Source organism: Streptomyces sp. SolWspMP-5a-2 (assembly GCF_900091845.1).
In the GTDB taxonomy this organism is placed as follows: domain Bacteria; phylum Actinomycetota; class Actinomycetes; order Streptomycetales; family Streptomycetaceae; genus Streptomyces; species Streptomyces doudnae.
Genome location: NZ_FMCI01000214.1, coordinates 1 through 18,422, shown reverse-complemented (window position 1 = coordinate 18,422; position 18,422 = coordinate 1). Strand labels below are relative to the sequence as shown.

Genomic DNA, 18,422 nt, shown 5'->3' with positions numbered 1-18,422 from the left:
GCGGGGGCCGAACCCGCGGGGGCCGAACCCGCACCGCCGCTCGACGTGAGCCGAACCAGCACCGCCGGTCGACACGGGCCGAACCCGCACCGCCGGGCCCGCAGTTGATGCGCGGGCCCGGCGGTCTCAGGGTGGAGCCCTGTGAGCGGCGTCGTCAGCCGGTGATGGCGTTCAGGGCGGGCAGGTACCCGTCGCGGTGTCCGGCCTGGTTCGGGTGGTACGACTCGTTGATCTTGTCCCACTCCAGGCTGGTCACCCAGGCGGTGCCCCCCGAGCAGATGGAGTGGGCGTCGAAGGCCGTCCGCGGGTCGAGGAAGGTGAAGCCCGCGTTGGCGGCCTGCTGGGCGAGGACGCCGTCGAGGACGTCGGCCGCCGAGTTCAGCGCGGTGCGCTCGGTGTCGCTCAGGCCGAAGATGCCGCAGCTTCCGCCGATCTTGTACAGGCGGGGGTAACCCACCACGACCACACGGGCGTTGGGGGCGCCCTGCCGGATCGCCGCGTAGGTGTCGGCGAGGGCGCCGGGCAGCGCGCCGGTCGCCGCGGCCTTCGCCGCCTCGACCCCGGCCACGCAGTCCTTGTCGTCCAGCGTGAGGATGCAGTTCTGCAGGACGCTGACGAAACCGACGTCGTTCCCGCCCACCTGGACGGTCACCAGCGTGGTGTCGGCCGTGAGCAGGGGCACCTGCTGGGACCTGATCTCCGCGGTGGTCGCGCCGGAGCAGGACGCCTCCGTGAAGGAGTACGCGCTGTGCTGCGCGGCCCAGAGCCGGGGGTAGGACAGCGGTCCGCGACGGCAGACGTCCGCCGGGTCGTCGTAGGTGCGGGTGCCGGGTCCGACGGCGTACGAGTCGCCGAGCGCGACGTACGTGCCCGCGGCCTCCGCGCCGGATCCGGCGGCCTGTGCCGCGGGGGCGGCGGTGACGGCGAGGCAGACCGCGGCGGCCGCGGCGAGGAGCGAGGTGAGCGATCTGCGTGCGCGCGCTGAGCGCATGCGAACTCCCGTGTGTGGGGGGAAACTTGACCCCCATGAAATATCAGATCAAGGATTCGGATCCGATAACTCCGCTGAAATTCGAGGGGTTACGGCATCAGGTGGCCGACCGGACCGAGCGGAAAGGGAGCGGCGCGGATACCCGGACCGCTCCCGGGAATTCCGGGGGCCGCCCTGTTATCGTGCGCGGATGTCCTCGATCAAGCAGTTCCAGGTCACTTTCGACTGCGCCGAGCCGGTGCGTCTGGCCCGCTTCTGGTGCACCGTGCTGGGTTACGAACTGGTCCCGCCGCCGCAGGGGTTCACCGACTGGGACGCGTTCGACGGCTCGGGCCCGTCGGGGGAGCACGCGTCGTGGTGCGCCTGCGTCGACCCCTCGGAGGGCGGCCCGCGCCTCTACTTCCAGCGGGTTCCCGAGGACAAGGTCGCCAAGAACCGGGTCCACCTCGATGTGCGAGCGGGCACCGGGCTCGTCGGGGAGGAGCGCCTGGCCGCGCTGGAGGCGGAGTGCGCGCGCCTGGTCCCGCACGGCGCGGTGCGCGACCGGCTGCTGTACGACGGCGTGGACTCCTGCATCGTCATGCGGGACATCGAGGGCAACGAGTTCTGCGTGGACTGATCGCCCCGCCGGGGGCCGCGTCTTCTCACCTTCCGCCCGGATCAGTTCTTTTGCCCGATTAGGCGCTGTTCCCCACGGGCCCGCCCGAACGCGATACTTCCGCCACCCGACGGAAGGACAGATGTGCGATCGACCAGACCCACGCGCCGCGGACGTGTGCGGCGCACCGGCGCGTTATGCCTGACCCTGTTCGCCTGCGTCGCGCTGACGCTCGCCGACGGCATCCCGGCGGCCACCGCCCTGCCGCAGGCCGACTCCACCACCGTGACGGCCGAGGAGCTGCGGCTCGACCGGCCGGTGCCCACGGAGATCCTGAGCCGCAGCGGATTCGACACGGTGGCGCCCGCGTTCGCCGCGGCCCTGCAACAGGCGCAGTCGTACGCGGCTGCCGAGACGACCGTCACGCAGCAGGGCGGCGCGCTGTGGCAGCGGGCCGTCGACCGGGCGCAGGGGAAGACGCCCCTGACCGGGGACCTGAGCAAGGAGGACGACCGGCCGCTGTACTGGGCGCGGCTGGGGATGACCCGGGCGCTGCGCCGCTGGCAGCCGTCCTTCGCGCTGTCCGACGCCGAACGGACCACGCTGCTCAAGAAGTTGGAGACGTACTCGCGCGGCCAGGACGTCATGTGGTTCGAGCCGCTGCCGCCGAACCAGCCCTGGAAGCTGCACCGGGTGCTGCTGACCGGCTTCGACCCCTTCCAGCTCGACAGCGACATCCGCAACAGCAACCCGTCCGGCTCCGCCGCGCTGGCCTTCGACGGCAAGCTCTTCCTCAGCTCCCAGGGACACTTCTTCCGGGTCGAGGCCGCCACGTTCCCGGTCCGCTGGCGCGACTTCGCGGACGGCATGGTGGAGAAGACGCTGGCCGAGCCGGTGAGTTCCCCGCTGCGCAGCGCCGACGTCTTCGTCACCGTGAGCCAGGGCCGGGTCGGCCGCTTCGACCTGGAGCGCTACAACGGGGCCTGGCGCGGGGGCGCGCCGGACAACGAGAACACCGCCAGCACCGGAGTCGTCCCGGTCGACGACCCGTCGACGCAGCCGCAGTGGTCCTGGAGCACCCTCGGCTACCCCCAGATCCTTCAGTCCGCCCAGGGAACCTTCCCGGTCTACAGCAACACGACGGTGACGGAGATCCCGGCGGGCGGCACCCAGGCGGTGTCGCGGCAGGGGCCGCCGAGCCCCGGTTCGGCCGCCCGAGCGGGCGGCGGCGGGGACTTCCTGTCCAACGAGATCGCCTACCGGGCCACCCTGCTCCGTGACCGGCTGGGCTACGACAAGCCGGGCGGTCATGTGCATACGCCGGTGCTCCAGTTCGGCAGCGGCTCGGCGGTGACGGATGCGACGCTCGTGCGCAACCGGCAGAACATCATGGACCAGTTGCTGAAGATCATCGACATCGCGGTCGACGCGCCCGCGGTCTGCGGGAAGCCGTCGTGCCCCTGACCGGTCCGCGGGAGGGGTGACCCTGCCGTGTCCCGCCGGGTGCGCGGCGGGACACGGTACCCGGGGTGACACCGCCGACTCCCGCGTCGGCAACAGCGGTTCAGGTGGTGTCCAGGCGCCAGTGGCGGGCGGTGGCCGGTGCCGGGAGACCGGCGAGCAGGACGCCGGTGAAGCGGGACGGGTGGAGCAGGTCGCGGCAGACGGCGGCGAGCGTCCGCTCGTCGGTCCGGCCCAGGGCGTCCAGCCGGTCGGCGAGGGCGGCGGGCCGTCGGTGCCCGGCGGGGAGCGCGGTGAGCGCGTCGGCCAGACCTGACTGCGCGGACCACGCGATCCGGGCGCCGCCGATCGCGTGGTCGCGGACGGCCCCGGTCTCCCGGGCGCCGGGAGGATCGGCTGCCAGCAGGGCGAGTTCGTCCCCGATCGCGTCGACGAGGGGCAGCGCGGCGGACGCGGAGGCGTCGGCCTGGACGGTGATGCGGGCCCCGTCGCCTTCGCCGTCCAGGGAAGCGCGCACGGTGTAGGCGAGGGCGTCGCGGTCCCGCAGACGGCGGTGCAACCGGGACCCGGGGAAGCCGCCCAGGAGCAGGCAGGCCAGGTGCAGCGCGGGGGTTTCGGCGGCGGCGCCGACCGGGGCGGACAGCACCAGGTGCGCGGCGCCGTCCCGCAGGGGCGGGTGAACGGACAGCGTGCTCAGCGGACTTGGGGACGGCGTGTCGGCGGTGGCGCCCGGGCGCGGGTGGTCACACGCCGTGGGGGTGTGGGTGGTGGCGGGCGCCGGATCGCAGGCGCCGGACCAGTCCGCGAGGGCGCGGCCCGCCGCGCGGACGGTGGCGTCCGGGTCCAGGTCGCCGACGAGGACGAGGGTGCCGCGCGCCGGTGTGATCCGCGTGGCGTGCAGCCGTCTGACCTGGTCGGCGGAGACGTCGGCGATCTGCCGCGGGTCGGGCACGGCCTGCCGGGCGGGCTCGTCGTCCCGGGTACGCCGCAGCAGAAGTGCGCGGGCGGTGGCCGCCGGAGTGGCGCGGGCCAGGGCGAGTTGGCCGCCGAGGAGGGTGCGGGCCGCCTTCACCTCGTGGTCGGGGTGGGTGGCCTCGGTCAGGGCGCGGGCGAGCAGTCGGAGCAGGGGAGGGAGTCCGTCAGCGAGCACACCGCCGCGCAGGGTGAGCCGCCCGTGGTGGGAGAGCGGGACGAGGTCGCAGCCGAGGCGGCCGAGGGCGGTCATGACGTCCCGCCGGTCGAGGCCCGGGAGGCCGCGCAGCAGCGTGACGGCGAGGACGGCCGCCCGCGCGGAGTCGGCGGGGGTGACGGGGTCGAGGTCGACGGTGAGCCGCAGTTCGACGCGGGGCACGGTCGGCAGACGGACGGCGAGGATCCGCAGCCCGTTGGACAGCACGGCGTCGGCCGCGGGCGGCACGGGCCAGGAGGCCGTCGTCGACAGCGTCACCGTGAGCCTCCGGCGGACGGGTGGGGCCACCCCGGACGGGGTGGGGGCCACCGGGCGGGGATCGGTGGGCGGGGCGGGGGTGCGTGGGCGCATCGGGCGGGGGTCGGCGGGCGGAGTGGGCGTGGGCGAGTCAACCGGGCGCGGATCTGCGGGCGGAGCGGGCATGTTCGGGCCAGCCGGGCGGGGTTCGGCGGGCGGGGCGAACTCGGTCCGGCCCACCGGGCGCTGATCCGCGGGCGGGATAGGCGGGGTCGGGCTTGCCGAGGGGGGCGCGACAGGGAGGGTGAGGATGGCGCGGGCCGAGGTGCGCAGGCGGGTCGCGGCGCAGGCGGTGTCGGCCGGGGTGACCGCCGCCGCGAGCAGCGGCACCCGGTGGTGCAACGCGGCGTCGCCGTGCAGGAGTTCGAAGGTGGCGAGGGAGCGGAGACGGGCGAGCAGGGAGTCGTGCCCGCGCAGCAGCGACGCGGTCCAGCGGCGGGTGGCGACAAGGTGCTCGTCGGCGGAGGGACCGTGCCGGGCGAGCAGGCCGAGTTCGGCGTCGACGGCGTCCGTCGCCCGGCGGTGGTCGGCGCCGGCCGTCAGGGTGACCGTGCAGGCGAGGGTCACCGGATGGCGGGCCGCGAACGGGCCGCCGATGAGTCCGCAGGCGACGGTGACGGCGACGGCAACGCCCTCCCGGGCGACGAGCCGCTCCCGCAGGCGCTCCTCCAGAACGGCCGCGAGCAGCACGTGGGCGAGGTGGGCGGGCAGGTCGGCGCCCGGGTCGGGCAGACGGTAGCCGACGCTCACCGCGGGCAGCGGGGCGAGCGGATCGTGGTGGCTCCCGTGGCGCTCGGCGGCCGGTTCGGGCTCGTCCAGGTCGGGCGGCGCCACTGAAGTGCGGGCCGGGACGGTGGCGAAGTGCCGGGCGGCCAGCCGGGCGGCGGTGTCCTGGTCGAACGCCCCGGCGACGGTGAGCAGGGCGTTGCCGGGCGTGTGGTGACGGGTGAAGAAGGCGCGGCACTCCTCGACGGTCGCGGGGGCGAGGGCCGCCGCGTCGCCGTATCCGTCATGGGCGTTGGCGTAGGTGCGGTACAGCAGCGGAGGGAGCACGGCCTTGGGGAAGCCGCCGTAGGGGCGGTCGGTGACGTTGCGCCGGATCTCGTCGGCGACCACGTTCTTCTCCGCGCGCAGGGCCCTCTCGTCGAGGTCCAGGTCCCGCATCCGGGCCGCCTCGTCGGCGAGCATCGCCTCCAACGCCTCGGCCGGGCCCACCTGGTGGAAGTCGGTGACGTCGGGACCGGTCGCGGCGTTGCGGTGACCGCCGACGCGCTCGACGGGATGGACGCCGTCGGTCTTCCCCCGCCGGAACATCAGGTGCTCCAGCAGATGGGCGAGCCCCGGACGCCCCACGGGGTCGGAGCGGAAGCCGACCCGGTAGTGCGCGGCGACGGCGACACAACTCCCGGCGGCTTCCGGCGCGAGGAGCACCCGGAGCCCGTTGGGCAGGGAGATCCGCCGGATTCCGGCGGCGGCAGCGGGGCCGGTGACGGACATGGCGTGAGCTGCCTTCCGTTGAACGGTGAGCACAGGGACGGGGGTTGGGGGCATCGGGCGGTGTGGGCCTCGGGCGCGACCGGTGCGACCGGTGCCGGGGAGCGCGGGGCTCGCCGCGAATGAGGCGTGGGCCGCGCCCGGTTCGAAGACCGCGACAGGGCGTCAGCCGCACTCGGGGGAACGGCCCCGACAAGGCGTGGGCCGCGCCCGCTTGGAGAGTCCCGACCAGGCGTCGACCGGGTTCGGTTCGTGGCCCGCTCTCAACGCCCGCCGCCTCAGCCTCCCGCGCCCGCCCCCACCGTCGTCGCCTGGCCTCGGACCAGTTCCTGGTACGGGACGCAGCGTTCGAGGAGTTCGTCGTGGGTTCCGGAGTCGAGGCGGCGGCCCTCGTCGATCACGACGATGTGGTCGGCCCCGCGGACGGTGGAGATGCGGTGGGCCACCATGAGCACCGCGCGGTCGCGGGCGAGGCGTTCCACGGTGTCGCGCAACCGGCTCTCGTTGACGCTGTCGAGCTGCGAGGTGGGTTCGTCGAGCAGGACGACCGAGGCGTCGCTGAGCAGAGTGCGGGCCAGGGCGAGGCGTTGGCGCTGGCCGCCGGAGAGGTCGTCGCCGCGTCCGAGGACCGTGTCCAGGCCGAGGGGCAGTTCGGCGACGACCCGGTCGAGGCCCACGGAGGCGAGGACGTCGCGGAGCGCCGCGTCGCCGAGGGGTGTCTCCCGGCCGAGTTCGAGGTTCTCCCTGACCGTGCCCTCGATCAGGGCGAACGTCTGGTCCAGATAGGCGACTTGGGTGCGCAGCCGGTCCAGCGGCCAGCGCATGGTGTCCCGGCCCAGGACGCGGACGCTGCCGCTGTCCGGCAGGAGGAACCCCTCGACGAGGTCGAGCGCGGTCGTCTTGCCCGCTCCGGACGGTCCGACCAGGGCGGTGACCCCCCGCCGGGGCACGGTGAAGGAAAGCCCGTCGACGGCCGGTCGCTCCGTTCCGTGCCGGAAGACGACGCGGTCGAACTCGACGGCCCGCGCCCCGGGATCCGGTGCGGCGACGGGCAGTGCGGACCGGGCCGGAGCGTCTGCCGTCGCCGTCCGCTGGTCCTCCGTCGGGGTGGCGAGGACCTGTTCGATCCGGGCTCCCGCCGCCAGGCCGAGTTGCAGCCGGGCGAAGCCGTTGGCCACCAGGGTGAGCGGGGCGACGAGTTGGAGCAGGTAGAGGAGGAACGCGGCGAACCCGGCGACGTCGATCGCCCCGGACGCGAGGCGCACGCCGCTGCCCATGACGACGCCGATGAGCGCGAACTGCTGGCCGAGACCCATGATGGGGGTGACGAACGCCTGGCGCCTGGCCGCGGCGACGGCGGCGGTCGCCGCGGTCTCCGCGCACCCCGCGATCCCCGCCGTGACCTGCGCCTCCGCCCGGTACGCCTTGATGGTGGGCAGCGCGCCGAGCGCGGTGGTGAAGCGCTGCGCGAGGTCACCGAGCGCGGCCTGCTGGGCGGCGGTGCTGTGGCGCACGCCCCGCACGAAGACGCCGATGGCGAGCGCCGCCGCGGAGAAGGTGCCGACGACGACGAGCAGCAGCACCCAGTCGAGGAACCCCATGACGACGAGGGTCGCCACGGCGGTCAGGCAGGCCATGGGCAGTTGGGTGACCCCGATGTCGATCACGGACCTGAGCTGCGCGGAGTCCGAGGTGGCGCGGGCGACCAGCTCACCGGCCCCGGCCCGGCGCGCCTCGGGCAGCGGCAGCCGCAGGGCGTGCGCGGCGATGCGCTGCCGGACGGTGAGGACGGTGCGCTCCCCCGCGCGGGCGAGGCAGAAGGCGGAGAGGGCCGCGGCGATCGCGCCGGTGGTGGCCAGGACCGTCATCAGCAGGACCGCACCGGCCGGGCTGCGGTGGGCGGCGATGTCCTCGACGACGCGGCGCACGACCAACGGGACGGTGAGGGTGGCGCCGGTGGCGAGCAGCGCGAGCAGGACCGCCGTGACCGTGTTGACACGGTCCTGGAGCACCTGGCGCAGCACACGCAGCCGGGGAGGCACGGTGAGCGGCGGGGCTGCGGTCATGGGGCGGCTCCTGGGTCGACGGGTCGTGCGACGGGGCGGATCAGGCGTGACGGTCCTGGTCTACCGGACTCCCCCCGCCCCGTGTCAAGAGTTGTCACGTTCCTTGACTTGGTGAGCAACTGGCCCCAGTCTCTTGCGTCATGGACGTTGACATCGCGGCGCCGCAGACCGCGGCCGCACGCCGCAGACTCACGCCGACGGACCTGTCGGCCACCCCCGCCGTCGATCTGCTGCTGCGTCGGCTCGGCACGGGTCCGCTGCTCGCCGAGGGGCTCTCGGCCCACCCCGGCCGCAACGACAACTGGGCGGGGCGCACCGAGAGCGGCCGGTCGGTCTTCGTCAAGCGGATCGGGGGCACGGAGGGCGAGTCGGCGCGCCGCTTCCAGCGGGTGCTCGCCTTCGAGCGCGAGTCCGCCGCGGCGGGGCGTCCGGTCGCGGCGCCGCGCCTGCTCGGCTCCGACGACACCGCCCGTCTCCTCGTCTTCGCCCTGGTGGAGGACGCGTCCGCGGGCAGTGAACTCGCCGCCGACGACGCCTTCGACGCGGTGACGGCCCGCCGGGCCGGGGAGACGCTGGCCGCGCTGCACGCCCTGCGCCCGGTGGCCGACCTGGCACCCTCGCCGCGCTCGCTGCCCCCGTTGAGCAGCTTCGACGCCCTACCGTGGAGCGCGTACGCGACGGCGAGCGCCGGGACCCTGGAGACCTGGCGGCTGCTCCAGGGCGACCCCGCGCTGCACGGGGCGCTGCGGGAGCTGGAGGCCGCGCAGGAGCGCGCGTGCCCGACCCCGGTCCACGGTGACGTGCGGCTCGACCAGTTCCTGATCGGCGCCGACGGGCGGCTCCTGCTCGCGGACTGGGAGGAGTTCGGACTCGGCGACCCGGCCCGCGACCTCGGCGCGTTCGCCGGTGAATGGCTGCACCGGGCGGTCCTCGGCGTGCCCGCGGCCCTGCGCGGGACGCCGGACGCGGGCACCGAGGAGGCGCGAGTGGCGCACGGTGACGTGGTGCGGACGGCGGTGGCCGAGCTGGAGCGGGTGGCGCCGCTGATCGAGGCGTTCTGGTCCGGGTACGCCGAGCGCCGGGTGTCCGCGCTCGTCGTCGATCCCGAACTGCTGGCGCGGGCCACCGCGTTCGCGGGCTGGCATCTGCTGGACCGGCTGCTGGCGTCGGCGAGCCGCCACTCACGGCTGACGGCCGCCGAGCGCGCCGCCGCCGGCATCGGCCGCACGGCGCTGCTGACACCGCAGGCTTTCGTGACCGTTCTCGGATGGGGAGGGCCCCTCGCATGACGACGCGGTTGGCGCCATCGATCGTCCGGCTCCTCGCCGAGAGCCGGGTCGCGCCCGACGGCCGGAGCGCCGTCGTACGGGGGCGGGCCCTGGAGGGCGACACCCGGCACGCGCTGCGGGCCGTGCTGGCGGAGGAGTTCTACCGCGTCCACCACATGGGGCACACGGGCGAACCGGCGCCGCCCCGGCGCTCGTCACGGGACGCGGAGCTGGAGGAACGCCTCCTCGCGGCCATGCCGCACCGGCACACCACGGCGGTCGTCCCGCTGCCCGGCCCGGTCGGCGACACGGCGACGACCGCCGCCGCCCCGCTCACGGGGATGTCGGCCACCTCCAACTCCGCTGCTGGTCCCGGGGCGTCCGCCGCGCCCGGCGCCTCCCCTCACGACGGGAGGACGGTCCTCCTGGACGGGGTGCGGGTCGCGCTGCCCGCGGACCGGATCGAACGGGTCGCCGCGGACGGCCGCTCGGCGCGGGTGCGCCTGGACGCCGCGCGGCCCGCGCTCTCCCCCGGCTTCTTCCTCTGCGACGGCTCGCGCGAGCGGCGGCTGCGCTCCACCGGCACGCTCCGGGTCTATGTGCACGTGCGGGACGCGGAGTCCGCGCCGGCGGTCTGGGGCGCGGTGCTGACCGCCCTGGAGGAGGAGCCGATCCCGTACCGCGCCAAGGTCTGCTCGGCGCTCGAGGCGTTCCCGCGCCGGGACGGCCTGGTCGTGTACCTGGGCGCGGAGGGCTGGTACGCGGCCGAGCGCGTCGCCGCGAGCGTCCGGGGGCTGCCCGGGGTGGGCGCGACGACCTCGGACTTCGTCCGGGAGCTGGCGCCGGGCGTGGGGGCCGCGTGGGAGCCGGACGACCGCAGGCCCGGCATGGGCAGGGTGAGTTTCGGTGAGCACCGGGCCGCAGCCGTCGCGTCCGGGCTGCTCCTGCACCACGAGAACCCGGGCGTGTTCACCGTCGCGCAGGCGGTCGAGAAGGCGCTGCTCGACGCGGGCGTCGACCCGGCCGACCCGGCCCGCAACCTCGGTTCACCGCGCGGTGTCCTGCCCCGGGGCACCCGCCAGCGCCCGTCCGACGCGGACGCCCCGGGGGACGGCGCGCCGTCGTCCCGTCCCGCGTCCGCCGCGGGTCCGGCGTCCTCCCCGGCCGCCGTCGCCTCGTCCTGACGATCGGAGCAGACACCGTGCCGCTTCCCCCGCGGGCCGCCCCCGCCGTGATGATCCCGTTGCAGCCGGAGAGCCCGGACGACGTCCTTCCGTTCGCGGAGTTCGCCGTGCGCCGCCGGGCGCGGCGGCTCTGGATGGGGCAGTCGCTGCGCTGCGACGCCGCGCAGATCTTCGCCCATCTCGCCGGAGGCGGACTGCGGGTCGCGGTCGGCACGGGCGTCTCCCTCATGGCCCTGCGCACGCCGTACGACGCCGCGCTCCAGGCCCGCTCGCTCGCGCTGGTCACCGGGCGACCGGTGGTCGCCGGGTACGGCACCGCGACGCCCGCGTTCGTCGCCTCCCTGCACGGTGAGCCCTGGGCCAGCGCGCGGACGGCGGCCGGTGAGTTCCTCGCCGCGATGCGCGCGCTCCTGGACGGCGGCGAGGCGGACGGGCGCGGCACGTACCACCGCGTGCGCGCCGCGCTGCCCCCGACCGGCCCGCACGCCGTCGTCGAGGTCGGCGCGGGGGTGCTGCGTCCGGCGATGGCCAGGACGGCCGCCGCCTCGGCCGACGTGGCGGTCAGCTGGCTCACCCCGCCCGACTACGTGCGGGACGTGCTGGTCCCGGCGCTCACGGCGGGCGCGGACCTGCGGACGCCGCGAGTGGCGACCGTCGTGCACGTCGCCGTCGACCGGCCCGGCCGTGACCCGGCCAGGATCGCGGACTCCGTGGTCGCGGCCCATCTGGGCGCGGGTCACTATGTCGACATGCTGCGACGGGCAGGCGTGCCGTTGCGGGCCGCCGACGACCCGCTCGTGAAGGCCAAACAGCTCGTGGAATCCGGGGTGTTCGTGTTCGGAGACCCGCCGCACATCGCGCGGGAACTGGCCCGGTACACGGCGGCGGGCGTCGACGAGATCGTGCTGAACACGGGCGGGGTCCTGTTCACGCACGGCGAGCGGGAGTCCCTCGCCGACCTGGAGGACGTGTTCACGGCGGTGGAGGAACTGCATGGCTGAGCCGGACACCACCCCAGCCACCCGGTCGCCCGACAGATCCGACTCACCGCCCGACCGGCCCGGCTCGTCCTCCGACCGGCCCGCGCCGCCCTCCGCGCCGTCCGCCGCATCACCCGCCGCGCCGCCCGCCGACGCGAGTGCCGAGCCGACGCCCGCGCCCTTCACGCCCCGGCGCCTGCTGCTGTTCGGCACCGGCGCACTCAGCGTCGCCTTCCTGCCGTTCTGGTTGAACTGGCTGCGCCTCACCCACCCGGAGACGGAGGTACGGGTCGCCGTCACCCGGAGCGCGGAACGCTTCGTCAGCAGGGTCGCGCTGCGCAGTCTCGTCGGCGGCGAGGTGCTGCTCGACGCCTGGCCCGACGGCACCGGCCCGTCCGGCGCCGACCAGATCGACCACGTCGAACTGGCCGCGTGGCCCGACGCCGTCGCGGTGCACCCGGCCGGTCTGCACTTCCTCGCCCGGTTCGCGCAAGGGGCGGCGGACACCCCGGTGCTGATGGCCCTCCAGTGCACCAGGGCCGTCATCGGGATCGCGCCCGCCCTGCCGCCGGGCGCCGAACAGGGCCCGGCCTACCGCCGCCACGTCAAGGAACTCGACCAGTACGACAACGTGCTCATCGCGCCACCGCATCCCGGGCGCAGCGCCTCGACCGGCAGGAACGACGCCTCGGCCGCGGCCCCGCTCCCGGCGCTCCTCGCCCTGATCGAACGACGGTTCACCCGAGGAGAGGGCTGATGCGCGCCCCGGAAGGCGGCACCGGCACCCGGGCCGGGCAGCAGGACCGTCCGCCGACCCAGGACGGCTGGCGGGTGGTCCGCACCCTGGGCACCGCCCGCGTCCGCACGACGGTCCTCACCCGGTCGGGGGGAGCGGACGGCGCGCGAGGGGAGCACCTGTGGGTGCGGCGCCCCGGACCGGCGCACGAGGGAGACCTCCCCCGCCCCGACGCCGCGACGACGGCGAAGCTGCGCGCGCCCGCCCGCACGGGCCCCGTCCGGCTGGCGCTCCCCGACGACCGGATCGACGGACACGACGGACACGGCGGAGCGGACGAGGTGCGCTACTCCGTGCCGGGAGCGTTCTCGGCGGCGCGGCTGCTGCACGTGCCCGGCGAGGAGGCCCACGCGTCGGTCCGTGAGGCGCTGCGCGGTGTGGGGGTCACGCTGCGTCGGCTGCACGAGGTCCCCGCGCCCCCGGGGCGGGACACCCCGCCGCCGGGCCCGGCGCGTCTGCTGCGGTGGCTGCGCAGCGGCGACGGCGCCGGGTCGGCCGCACGGCTGCACCGCGCCGCCGTCACCCGACTCGGCGCACGGCGGCTGGAGTTGCTGGCCGCGTGGGCCGGGTCGGCCGCCACGGGTCCGGGGCGGCGGGTACTGCTGCACGGCGGTCCCGCGCTGGGCTCCCTGGTGCTGCCGTGGGGCGGGGACCCGGGTCCGCCCGCGCTGCTCACCGGCGAGGAACTGGCGTGGGGTGCCGCGGACTTCGACATCGCCTGGCTGCTCGCGGAACTCACGGAACTGGCGCTGGCGCGGGACCGGGGCATAGGCGGTGTCCCGGCGGCGGACATCCCCGCGCTGTCCGGGGCGGTGACCGACGGCTACGGCGGCACCCCGTCACAGCCGCTGCTCCGGCGCGTCACCGCCCTCCGCGTCCTCACCCACGCCCACGACTTCGCGTCCTACGTGGGCTGGCACGAGGAACTGACCGTCTACCTGGACCTCGTGGCGACGGCGACGGAGAGCGCGGAGGACGGAGACAGGGACAAGGGACAGGCCGCACGCAACAGCGGTTGACGCGGCAGCGGTTGGGGGCGCGCCCTGATCGCCGTCCACCCGGGGGTCACGACCGCGCGCGTCCCCTGCGGGCACCGACGCCGTAACGCACACGCCCCGCGCCGAGGGACTTCCGCGCGCCTGAGCAACACGGCCTGGAACGACGGCCATACGCAAGTGCCGCCGGAAGCATCCGCACCCTGCCTGAACAACACGCTTCCCCGCACCCGCGGGCACGGCCCCCTGGGCACGGCGCCCCGCCCCCTGGCCACCCTCCAGGTCCACGGGATCGCCCGCGGCTCAACTGCCGCGCACCACCGCGCACTCGGCGAGGGCCTTCCACGCCTCGGCGGCGAGGTCGAGGTTGCCGGAGCGGGTCACCTCGTCGGCGATGCGGCGCAGTTCGCTCACGGCCGTGTCGAAGGAGCCGTCGGCCGCCTCCGCCTGGTGGAGCAGGATCTCCGTGCGGACGCGGTCGTGGAAGCCGAGGGCGCCCGGCTCGTCGACGACGGCGCGGGCGAGCTGCGCGGCGGTGGTGAAGTCCCCGTCGTGGAAGGCGATCCGGGCCTGGAGCGCCTGCGCCTGCGTCAGGTGCTGCGGCAGCCCGATCATCCGCAGCGCCGACCGCGCCTCCTCGAACCGGACGGCGGCCTGCGGATCAAGCGTTCCGTGCACGCGCAGGTGCTGGGTCACCTGGGCGAGCCGCAGACCGGCCCAGGCGAGGAGGTCGGCGCGGGCGTCGGCGCCCGCCACGGCCTCCTCCAGGAGGGCGAGGCTCTCCTCCTCGGCGCCCCGGCGCGCGTGGACGGTCGCGGCGGTCCAGAGCGCGCGGGTGCGCTGCGGGCCGCCGCCGCCCGCGGTCCGCGCCAGGGCCAGTCCGGCGTGCTCCGCGGCGTCGGTGAAGCGGCCCGCCTCCACCTCGGCCGCGGTCAGCACGAGGAGCGCCTCGGTCCGGCCCGCGCCCTCGTCCCCGGCGAGCGCCAGGGCCTCGCGGGCGAGGAGGACGGCGCTGTCGACGTCCCCGAGGATCCGGTCGCACTCGGCGAGCGCCGCCAGCACGTGCGACTCCGGGACGTCCATGCCCCGCCCGGTGAGCAACGGGCGCAGCCGCCGCAGGACTTCGCGCTGCGCCTCGTGGTCGCCGAGCCGGGCGTGCGCGGTGGCCAGGTGCCACAGGATCTGCCAGCCGGGCTCCGGTTCGTCCTCGACGGCGACGCGCGCGGCCTCCGTCAGCTCCCTGACGGCCGTGTCGGCGTCCCCGTCGGCGAGGGCCGCCATGCCGGTCGCGAGCAGGGCGACGGCGCGGTCGGTGTCGTCGGACGCCGTGAAGACGTCCACGTCGACCTCAAGGCGCCGGGCGAGGTGTGCGGCGGCCGTCGCGGTCGCCGCGCGTCCGCCGGACTCCAGCCGGGAGACATAGCTGGCGGAGACCCCGGGCCCGACCAGGTCGGCCTGTGACAGACCGCGCTCCGCGCGCAGCCTGCGCAGCAGGCGGCCGAAAGCCGGCTGGCTCAACATGTTCAACGGCGCATCCACCCATCCTGCTCGGACCCCGACGGCCGGAAGAACCGCCGCTCCCCCACGGGAGGAAGGGCCGCGGGTGCCCGAGAGGCGACGGGTCGCGGCCGGTCCCGTCGCGGCCCCGCGGGCGTCCCGGCCCACCGTGCCCCGTCGACGGAATGTCACGCATTTTGTCACACCCCTCCGACCCCGTGACAGCGACGGCGGGACACGGGGCGACGCGGTGTGCGGACACGGCTGCCATCGCGCGCCATGACATCTCTTGTCACGTTTATTGACAGCGACGTGTCATCGAATGGTAGAACTGAACCACGCCCCGCCTCCAGCTCTGTCGGGCGCGGGTGCGCGTCATCGCCATGAACCCACAAGGAGATCCCCATGTCTGCCCAGGACCTCATGAACGGCTACGCCCTCTACACCGACGCCGAGGAGCTGGCCGCCCAGGTCGTCGACGCGCCCGCCCAGGAGTCGAGCCCGATCTGCCTCAGCTTCATCTCCGGGATCTCCGTGTCGCTGACGGCCGAGCACACCTGCTGACACCCGCGCGACCGCCGTCCTCCGACGGCCGCCACCGTCCGGCACGCCGAGAGCGTGCCGGACGGTGTGCGTCGCGGAGACGGCCCCCACGCGACCCCCCACGCGAACTCAGGGTCCTCCTGCGGGACATCCCTGATGCGGAGCGTCCGGAAAGGGAGTGGACTGGGGTCCGCCCGCACTTCCCGACCGGCAGGACCCGCGCATGCGCACGACAGTTGAATGGATCCGGGCCGACGAACGGCTCCCCCATGAAGGCGCCGCCGTCGTCGGCGCGGTGACCGGCCGGTACCCCGGCGAACCGGAGGCCGACCCGGACTCGCTCTCCGGGCGGGAGTTCTGGCTGGTCCTCCCGATGTACTTCACCACGGTCCATCCGGTGGAGGAGACCGGGGAGATCATCGAGAACTGCTTCTACGACGCGGACGGTGTGGTCCGCTTCCCGCTGGGCGGGCCGGAGTGCGAGGAAGTGGTCACCCACTGGGCGCTCCCGCCGACCCTGCCCGGCACGGACGTGCGGCGCGTCCACGGCGACGCGGTGCGTCCCGCCGTCCGCGCGGTGATCGCCGAGGAACCGCCTCCGGGCAACCTCAACACCGCCTGGGAATGCTGAGGTTGCCCATCCGTCGAGCCGCGGCGCCGACTCAGGAACCCCGCGGGTTCACGACTTCTGCGGGTTCAGCTGGATCAGCTTGTCGGTCATGTCGGCGGTGTCGGCGGCCGGGGGCGCCTCGACGTTGACGTCGGTGCCGAAGTCACTGAAGTCCATGACCACCTTCACCTTGGTCTCGGCCTTGTCCGACGAGGAGCCGGACTGCGGAGCCTTGACGGTCGTCTCGATCTGCTGGCGGCGGGTGAGGCCCTTGCCGTCGACCCACAGGTCAACCGGCACGCTCTCCCCCAGCGTCTCGCGCAGCTTCTCGGCCTTCTGCTCGTCGCCCTTGGCGAGCTTGTCGATGTCGAGCAGGACCCGGTAGTGCGTCGTGTCCACCCCGCCGACGTTCTCCTCGCCGATCTTCTTCGCGTCCTTGGTCGACAGCGACTTGGAGTAGGCGAAGGTGTCGGCCGGATCACTGGCCCGGTCACTGCCCGTGGCCCCGGACGCGGCCAGCTTCTTGAGGTCGATCTTCAACCAGGTCTTCCCGCCCGGCAGCCCTCCCGTCCCCTCCGGCGGCTTCTGGTACAGCGTCTTGTCGACGACCCGCTGCTCCAGGTTCTTGCCGGACTGCCCCATGGTGAGCTGACTGGTCCCGTCGGCGAAGTCCATCACCCCCGCACCGGTGATCGTCTCGCTCTTGCCGCCGAGCGCGACCGCGGTGCTGATCTTCACCCGGGCCGAACCGGCCCCGGTGGTCTTGCTGTTGGTCGCCTGGACCACCTGCGCCGGTGAGCCCTCCGCCGAACCGGACGTGGTGTCCTTCGACGACGACGCGTCCTTGTCGTCGCCGGAGCCCGAGCCGCAGCCCGCCAGTGCCGCCACGGCCAGCAGACCGGCTGCCCCGTACGTGGTCGCACGCGAGGCACGCTTCTTCGCAGATGCCGTCATGATGCCCTCCCCGTAGAAAATGACCAATGTCAGGTGACCGCCGGGTGCCCCCGCAACGTTCCCGCATGCCAACGAAGTGATCTCCGTACGACGCCTGCTGTACCACCATGGACGCAGGCGCGCGGAGATCCCGCAGCCGTCAGCCAGGGTTGCGGCGGACGATGGCCGCGTTGAGCGCGGTGGCGAATCCGCACCAGGCCGCGTAGGGGAGGAGGGCCCGAGCCGCCGTCCGGTCCACGTCCGCCGTGCGGCGGATGAGCGCGACGTTGCTGAGGTCGATCAGGAGGGTGCCGACCAGCCCGGCCTTCGGGCTCCGCGCGCGGAAGAACAACCAGTTCCAGGACGCGTTCAGGACCAGGTTCGCCCCCAGCGTCACGGCGAGGGCCCGGCGCCGCTCGCCCTCGGCGCGCTGGAGGGCGTGGCCGCCCGCCCAGGCGAGGGAGGCGTAGAGGGGCGTCCAGACCGCGCCGAACGCCCAGGACGGGGGCTGGAACGCGGGCTTGTCCAGGCGCCGGTACCAGGTGCTGTCCGGATCGACGGCGGCGGCTCCGGCCAGCGCGGTGGCGGCCACCGCCGTCGCGGTGACGAGATACGGCGACCGCCGGGTGACCGGCTTCGAGTGTGCCTCGTTCAGGAGTCTCATCGCCTACCGGTTCCCCTTCCCGCCGCTTCGACCCGGACCGGGCGCGCCCGGCTTTCCCGGACCTGCGGCCGGGCGAGGTCGCGGCCGGGCCGCCGAGTGCGACAGAAGCCCGTTTGCGGGAGAAAAGCAAGGAATGCCCATGGTAGCCGCGCCCAGCACCGAAGGCAGGTTCCTGGCAGGGTCCACGACATCGGGACGGGGCTCATCCGGTCGACGAGAGCGAAGCGGAGCGTGCCGTGACCCATGGGCAGGCCGGGTCGGACCGCACCCCATGGGGCAGGCCGGATCGGACCGCGCCCCATGGGTCACGCCGTGGCCGCCCGAGGCCCACAGGTCACGCCGGGGCGGCCCGAGGCCCTCGTGCCATGCCGAGGCGGGTCGTAGCCCGTGGAACACACCGGAACGGGCCGCGCCCCATAGGTCGTGCCGGAACGGACCACGGCCCTCGTGCCACGCCGGGGCGGACCCTAGCCCTCCTGCCCCGCCCCGCCACGCTGGACCGTGGCCCGTGCCCACGCCAGGCCGGACCGGTATGACGCGGCGGGGGGCGTACCCGTCGGCCTCAGCGCCCCCGGGTCCCGCCGAGGCCCGACACCGTCCGACCCGGCAACCTCCAGTGACCGCCCGCACGCCTCCCCCTCCCCCTCAACCACCGCCCGCAGGCGTCACGTTCGCGTGCAGGGTGACCGCTCGGCTCGCGCCCGGCAGGTGTCCCTTCCGGGCGAAGCACCGCCCGGCCAGGGCCGCCGATCGGCGCGCGTCGGCCGGCATGCCGCAGCGGCGCTCGACGTCGCAGCGGTCGAGCAGGGCGACGGCCTCCCACCCCGGGGAGTCCGCGCCGGAGGCGGCGCGGACC

Annotated in this window: 16 protein-coding genes; 9 read left to right on the top strand and 7 right to left on the bottom strand. The window is 74.9% G+C overall.

The window, feature by feature from the left end; translation table 11 throughout:
* Nucleotides 1-154 precede the first annotated feature (154 nt).
* On the bottom strand, nt 155-991 hold the full coding sequence (locus tag GA0115242_RS21825) for an SGNH/GDSL hydrolase family protein (protein ID WP_093831038.1): 837 nt from the start codon (nt 989-991) through the stop codon (nt 155-157).
* A gap of 190 nt (nt 992-1,181) precedes the next feature.
* Between GA0115242_RS21825 and GA0115242_RS21820 the strand changes: the two genes are divergently transcribed.
* Nucleotides 1,182-1,610 (top strand): VOC family protein, encoded by a 429-nt coding sequence (locus GA0115242_RS21820; protein WP_093831036.1) that lies wholly within the window; start codon nt 1,182-1,184, stop codon nt 1,608-1,610.
* Nucleotides 1,611-1,733: 123 nt separating this feature from the next.
* Nucleotides 1,734-3,053, top strand: coding sequence for a pyroglutamyl peptidase (locus GA0115242_RS21815; protein ID WP_370672313.1), 1,320 nt, complete (start codon nt 1,734-1,736; stop codon nt 3,051-3,053).
* Nucleotides 3,054-3,153: 100 nt separating this feature from the next.
* Here the strand turns inward: GA0115242_RS21815 and GA0115242_RS21810 are convergent, their stop codons facing one another.
* Complete coding sequence (locus tag GA0115242_RS21810) at nt 3,154-6,033, bottom strand: M16 family metallopeptidase (protein ID WP_093831034.1); 2,880 nt, start codon at nt 6,031-6,033, stop codon at nt 3,154-3,156.
* 275 nt (nt 6,034-6,308) lie between these two features.
* Entirely contained in the window at nt 6,309-8,096 is a 1,788-nt protein-coding gene (locus GA0115242_RS21805) for an ABC transporter ATP-binding protein (protein WP_093831032.1), read from the bottom strand.
* Nucleotides 8,097-8,236: 140 nt separating this feature from the next.
* Here GA0115242_RS21805 and lxmK point away from each other — a divergent pair, with 140 nt between their 5' ends.
* Genes lxmK through GA0115242_RS21780 form a run of 5 tightly spaced genes read left to right on the top strand, consistent with a single transcriptional unit; the run spans nt 8,237 to nt 13,343 of the window.
* A complete protein-coding gene (lxmK, locus tag GA0115242_RS21800) occupies nt 8,237-9,385 on the top strand; it encodes a class V lanthionine synthetase subunit LxmK (RefSeq protein WP_093831030.1) in 1,149 nt (382 codons plus the stop codon).
* On the top strand, nt 9,382-10,548 hold the full coding sequence (locus tag GA0115242_RS21795) for a T3SS effector HopA1 family protein (RefSeq protein WP_093831028.1): 1,167 nt from the start codon (nt 9,382-9,384) through the stop codon (nt 10,546-10,548). The genes lxmK and GA0115242_RS21795 overlap by 4 nt, the downstream gene beginning before the upstream one ends.
* 17 nt (nt 10,549-10,565) lie before the next feature.
* Nucleotides 10,566-11,549 (top strand): LLM class flavin-dependent oxidoreductase, encoded by a 984-nt coding sequence (locus GA0115242_RS21790; protein ID WP_305134401.1) that lies wholly within the window; start codon nt 10,566-10,568, stop codon nt 11,547-11,549.
* Nucleotides 11,542-12,285, top strand: coding sequence for a flavoprotein (locus GA0115242_RS21785; protein ID WP_093831026.1), 744 nt, complete (start codon nt 11,542-11,544; stop codon nt 12,283-12,285). The genes GA0115242_RS21790 and GA0115242_RS21785 overlap by 8 nt, the downstream gene beginning before the upstream one ends.
* Nucleotides 12,285-13,343: a hypothetical protein gene (locus GA0115242_RS21780; RefSeq protein WP_093831024.1), complete on the top strand. Its 1,059-nt coding sequence runs from the start codon at nt 12,285-12,287 to the stop codon at nt 13,341-13,343. Before GA0115242_RS21785 ends, GA0115242_RS21780 begins: the two co-directional genes overlap by 1 nt.
* A gap of 279 nt (nt 13,344-13,622) precedes the next feature.
* On the opposite strand, the gene GA0115242_RS21775 is transcribed toward GA0115242_RS21780, so the two are convergent.
* Entirely contained in the window at nt 13,623-14,840 is a 1,218-nt protein-coding gene (locus GA0115242_RS21775; RefSeq protein ID WP_093831022.1) for a helix-turn-helix domain-containing protein, read from the bottom strand.
* 381 nt (nt 14,841-15,221) lie between these two features.
* On the opposite strand from GA0115242_RS21775, the gene GA0115242_RS40845 reads away from it, so the two are divergent.
* Entirely contained in the window at nt 15,222-15,380 is a 159-nt protein-coding gene (locus GA0115242_RS40845) for an LxmA leader domain family RiPP (RefSeq protein WP_161353233.1), read from the top strand.
* Nucleotides 15,381-15,582: 202 nt separating this feature from the next.
* Complete coding sequence (locus GA0115242_RS21770) at nt 15,583-15,990, top strand: AQJ64_40280 family protein (protein WP_093831020.1); 408 nt, start codon at nt 15,583-15,585, stop codon at nt 15,988-15,990.
* A 48-nt stretch (nt 15,991-16,038) separates the two neighbouring features.
* On the opposite strand, the gene GA0115242_RS21765 is transcribed toward GA0115242_RS21770, so the two are convergent.
* From GA0115242_RS21765 to GA0115242_RS40840, 3 genes are all read right to left on the bottom strand, one after another.
* The gene (locus GA0115242_RS21765; protein WP_093831018.1) at nt 16,039-16,923 is read right to left on the bottom strand and encodes a hypothetical protein; all 885 of its coding nucleotides are present in this window, start codon (nt 16,921-16,923) and stop codon (nt 16,039-16,041) included.
* A 139-nt stretch (nt 16,924-17,062) separates the two neighbouring features.
* Nucleotides 17,063-17,566, bottom strand: coding sequence for a TspO/MBR family protein (locus GA0115242_RS21760; protein ID WP_093831016.1), 504 nt, complete (start codon nt 17,564-17,566; stop codon nt 17,063-17,065).
* 645 nt (nt 17,567-18,211) lie between these two features.
* The coding region (locus tag GA0115242_RS40840; RefSeq protein ID WP_161353231.1) for a hypothetical protein at nt 18,212-18,422 on the bottom strand (211 nt) is incomplete at its 5' end.

Bases quoted from the DNA above. Each gene is read 5' to 3' on its own strand.
- GA0115242_RS21825 (WP_093831038.1), bottom strand. From the start codon at position 991: ATGCGCTCAGCGCGCGCACGCAGATCGCTCACCTCGCTCCTCGCCGCG.
- GA0115242_RS21820 (WP_093831036.1), top strand. From the start codon at position 1,182: ATGTCCTCGATCAAGCAGTTCCAGGTCACTTTCGACTGCGCCGAGCCG.
- GA0115242_RS21810 (WP_093831034.1), bottom strand. From the start codon at position 6,033: ATGTCCGTCACCGGCCCCGCTGCCGCCGCCGGAATCCGGCGGATCTCC.
- GA0115242_RS21805 (WP_093831032.1), bottom strand. From the start codon at position 8,096: ATGACCGCAGCCCCGCCGCTCACCGTGCCTCCCCGGCTGCGTGTGCTG.
- lxmK (WP_093831030.1), top strand. From the start codon at position 8,237: ATGGACGTTGACATCGCGGCGCCGCAGACCGCGGCCGCACGCCGCAGA.
- GA0115242_RS21795 (WP_093831028.1), top strand. From the start codon at position 9,382: ATGACGACGCGGTTGGCGCCATCGATCGTCCGGCTCCTCGCCGAGAGC.
- GA0115242_RS21785 (WP_093831026.1), top strand. From the start codon at position 11,542: ATGGCTGAGCCGGACACCACCCCAGCCACCCGGTCGCCCGACAGATCC.
- GA0115242_RS21780 (WP_093831024.1), top strand. From the start codon at position 12,285: ATGCGCGCCCCGGAAGGCGGCACCGGCACCCGGGCCGGGCAGCAGGAC.
- GA0115242_RS21775 (WP_093831022.1), bottom strand. From the start codon at position 14,840: ATGTTGAGCCAGCCGGCTTTCGGCCGCCTGCTGCGCAGGCTGCGCGCG.
- GA0115242_RS40845 (WP_161353233.1), top strand. From the start codon at position 15,222: ATGTCTGCCCAGGACCTCATGAACGGCTACGCCCTCTACACCGACGCC.
- GA0115242_RS21770 (WP_093831020.1), top strand. From the start codon at position 15,583: ATGCGCACGACAGTTGAATGGATCCGGGCCGACGAACGGCTCCCCCAT.
- GA0115242_RS21765 (WP_093831018.1), bottom strand. From the start codon at position 16,923: ATGACGGCATCTGCGAAGAAGCGTGCCTCGCGTGCGACCACGTACGGG.
- GA0115242_RS21760 (WP_093831016.1), bottom strand. From the start codon at position 17,566: ATGAGACTCCTGAACGAGGCACACTCGAAGCCGGTCACCCGGCGGTCG.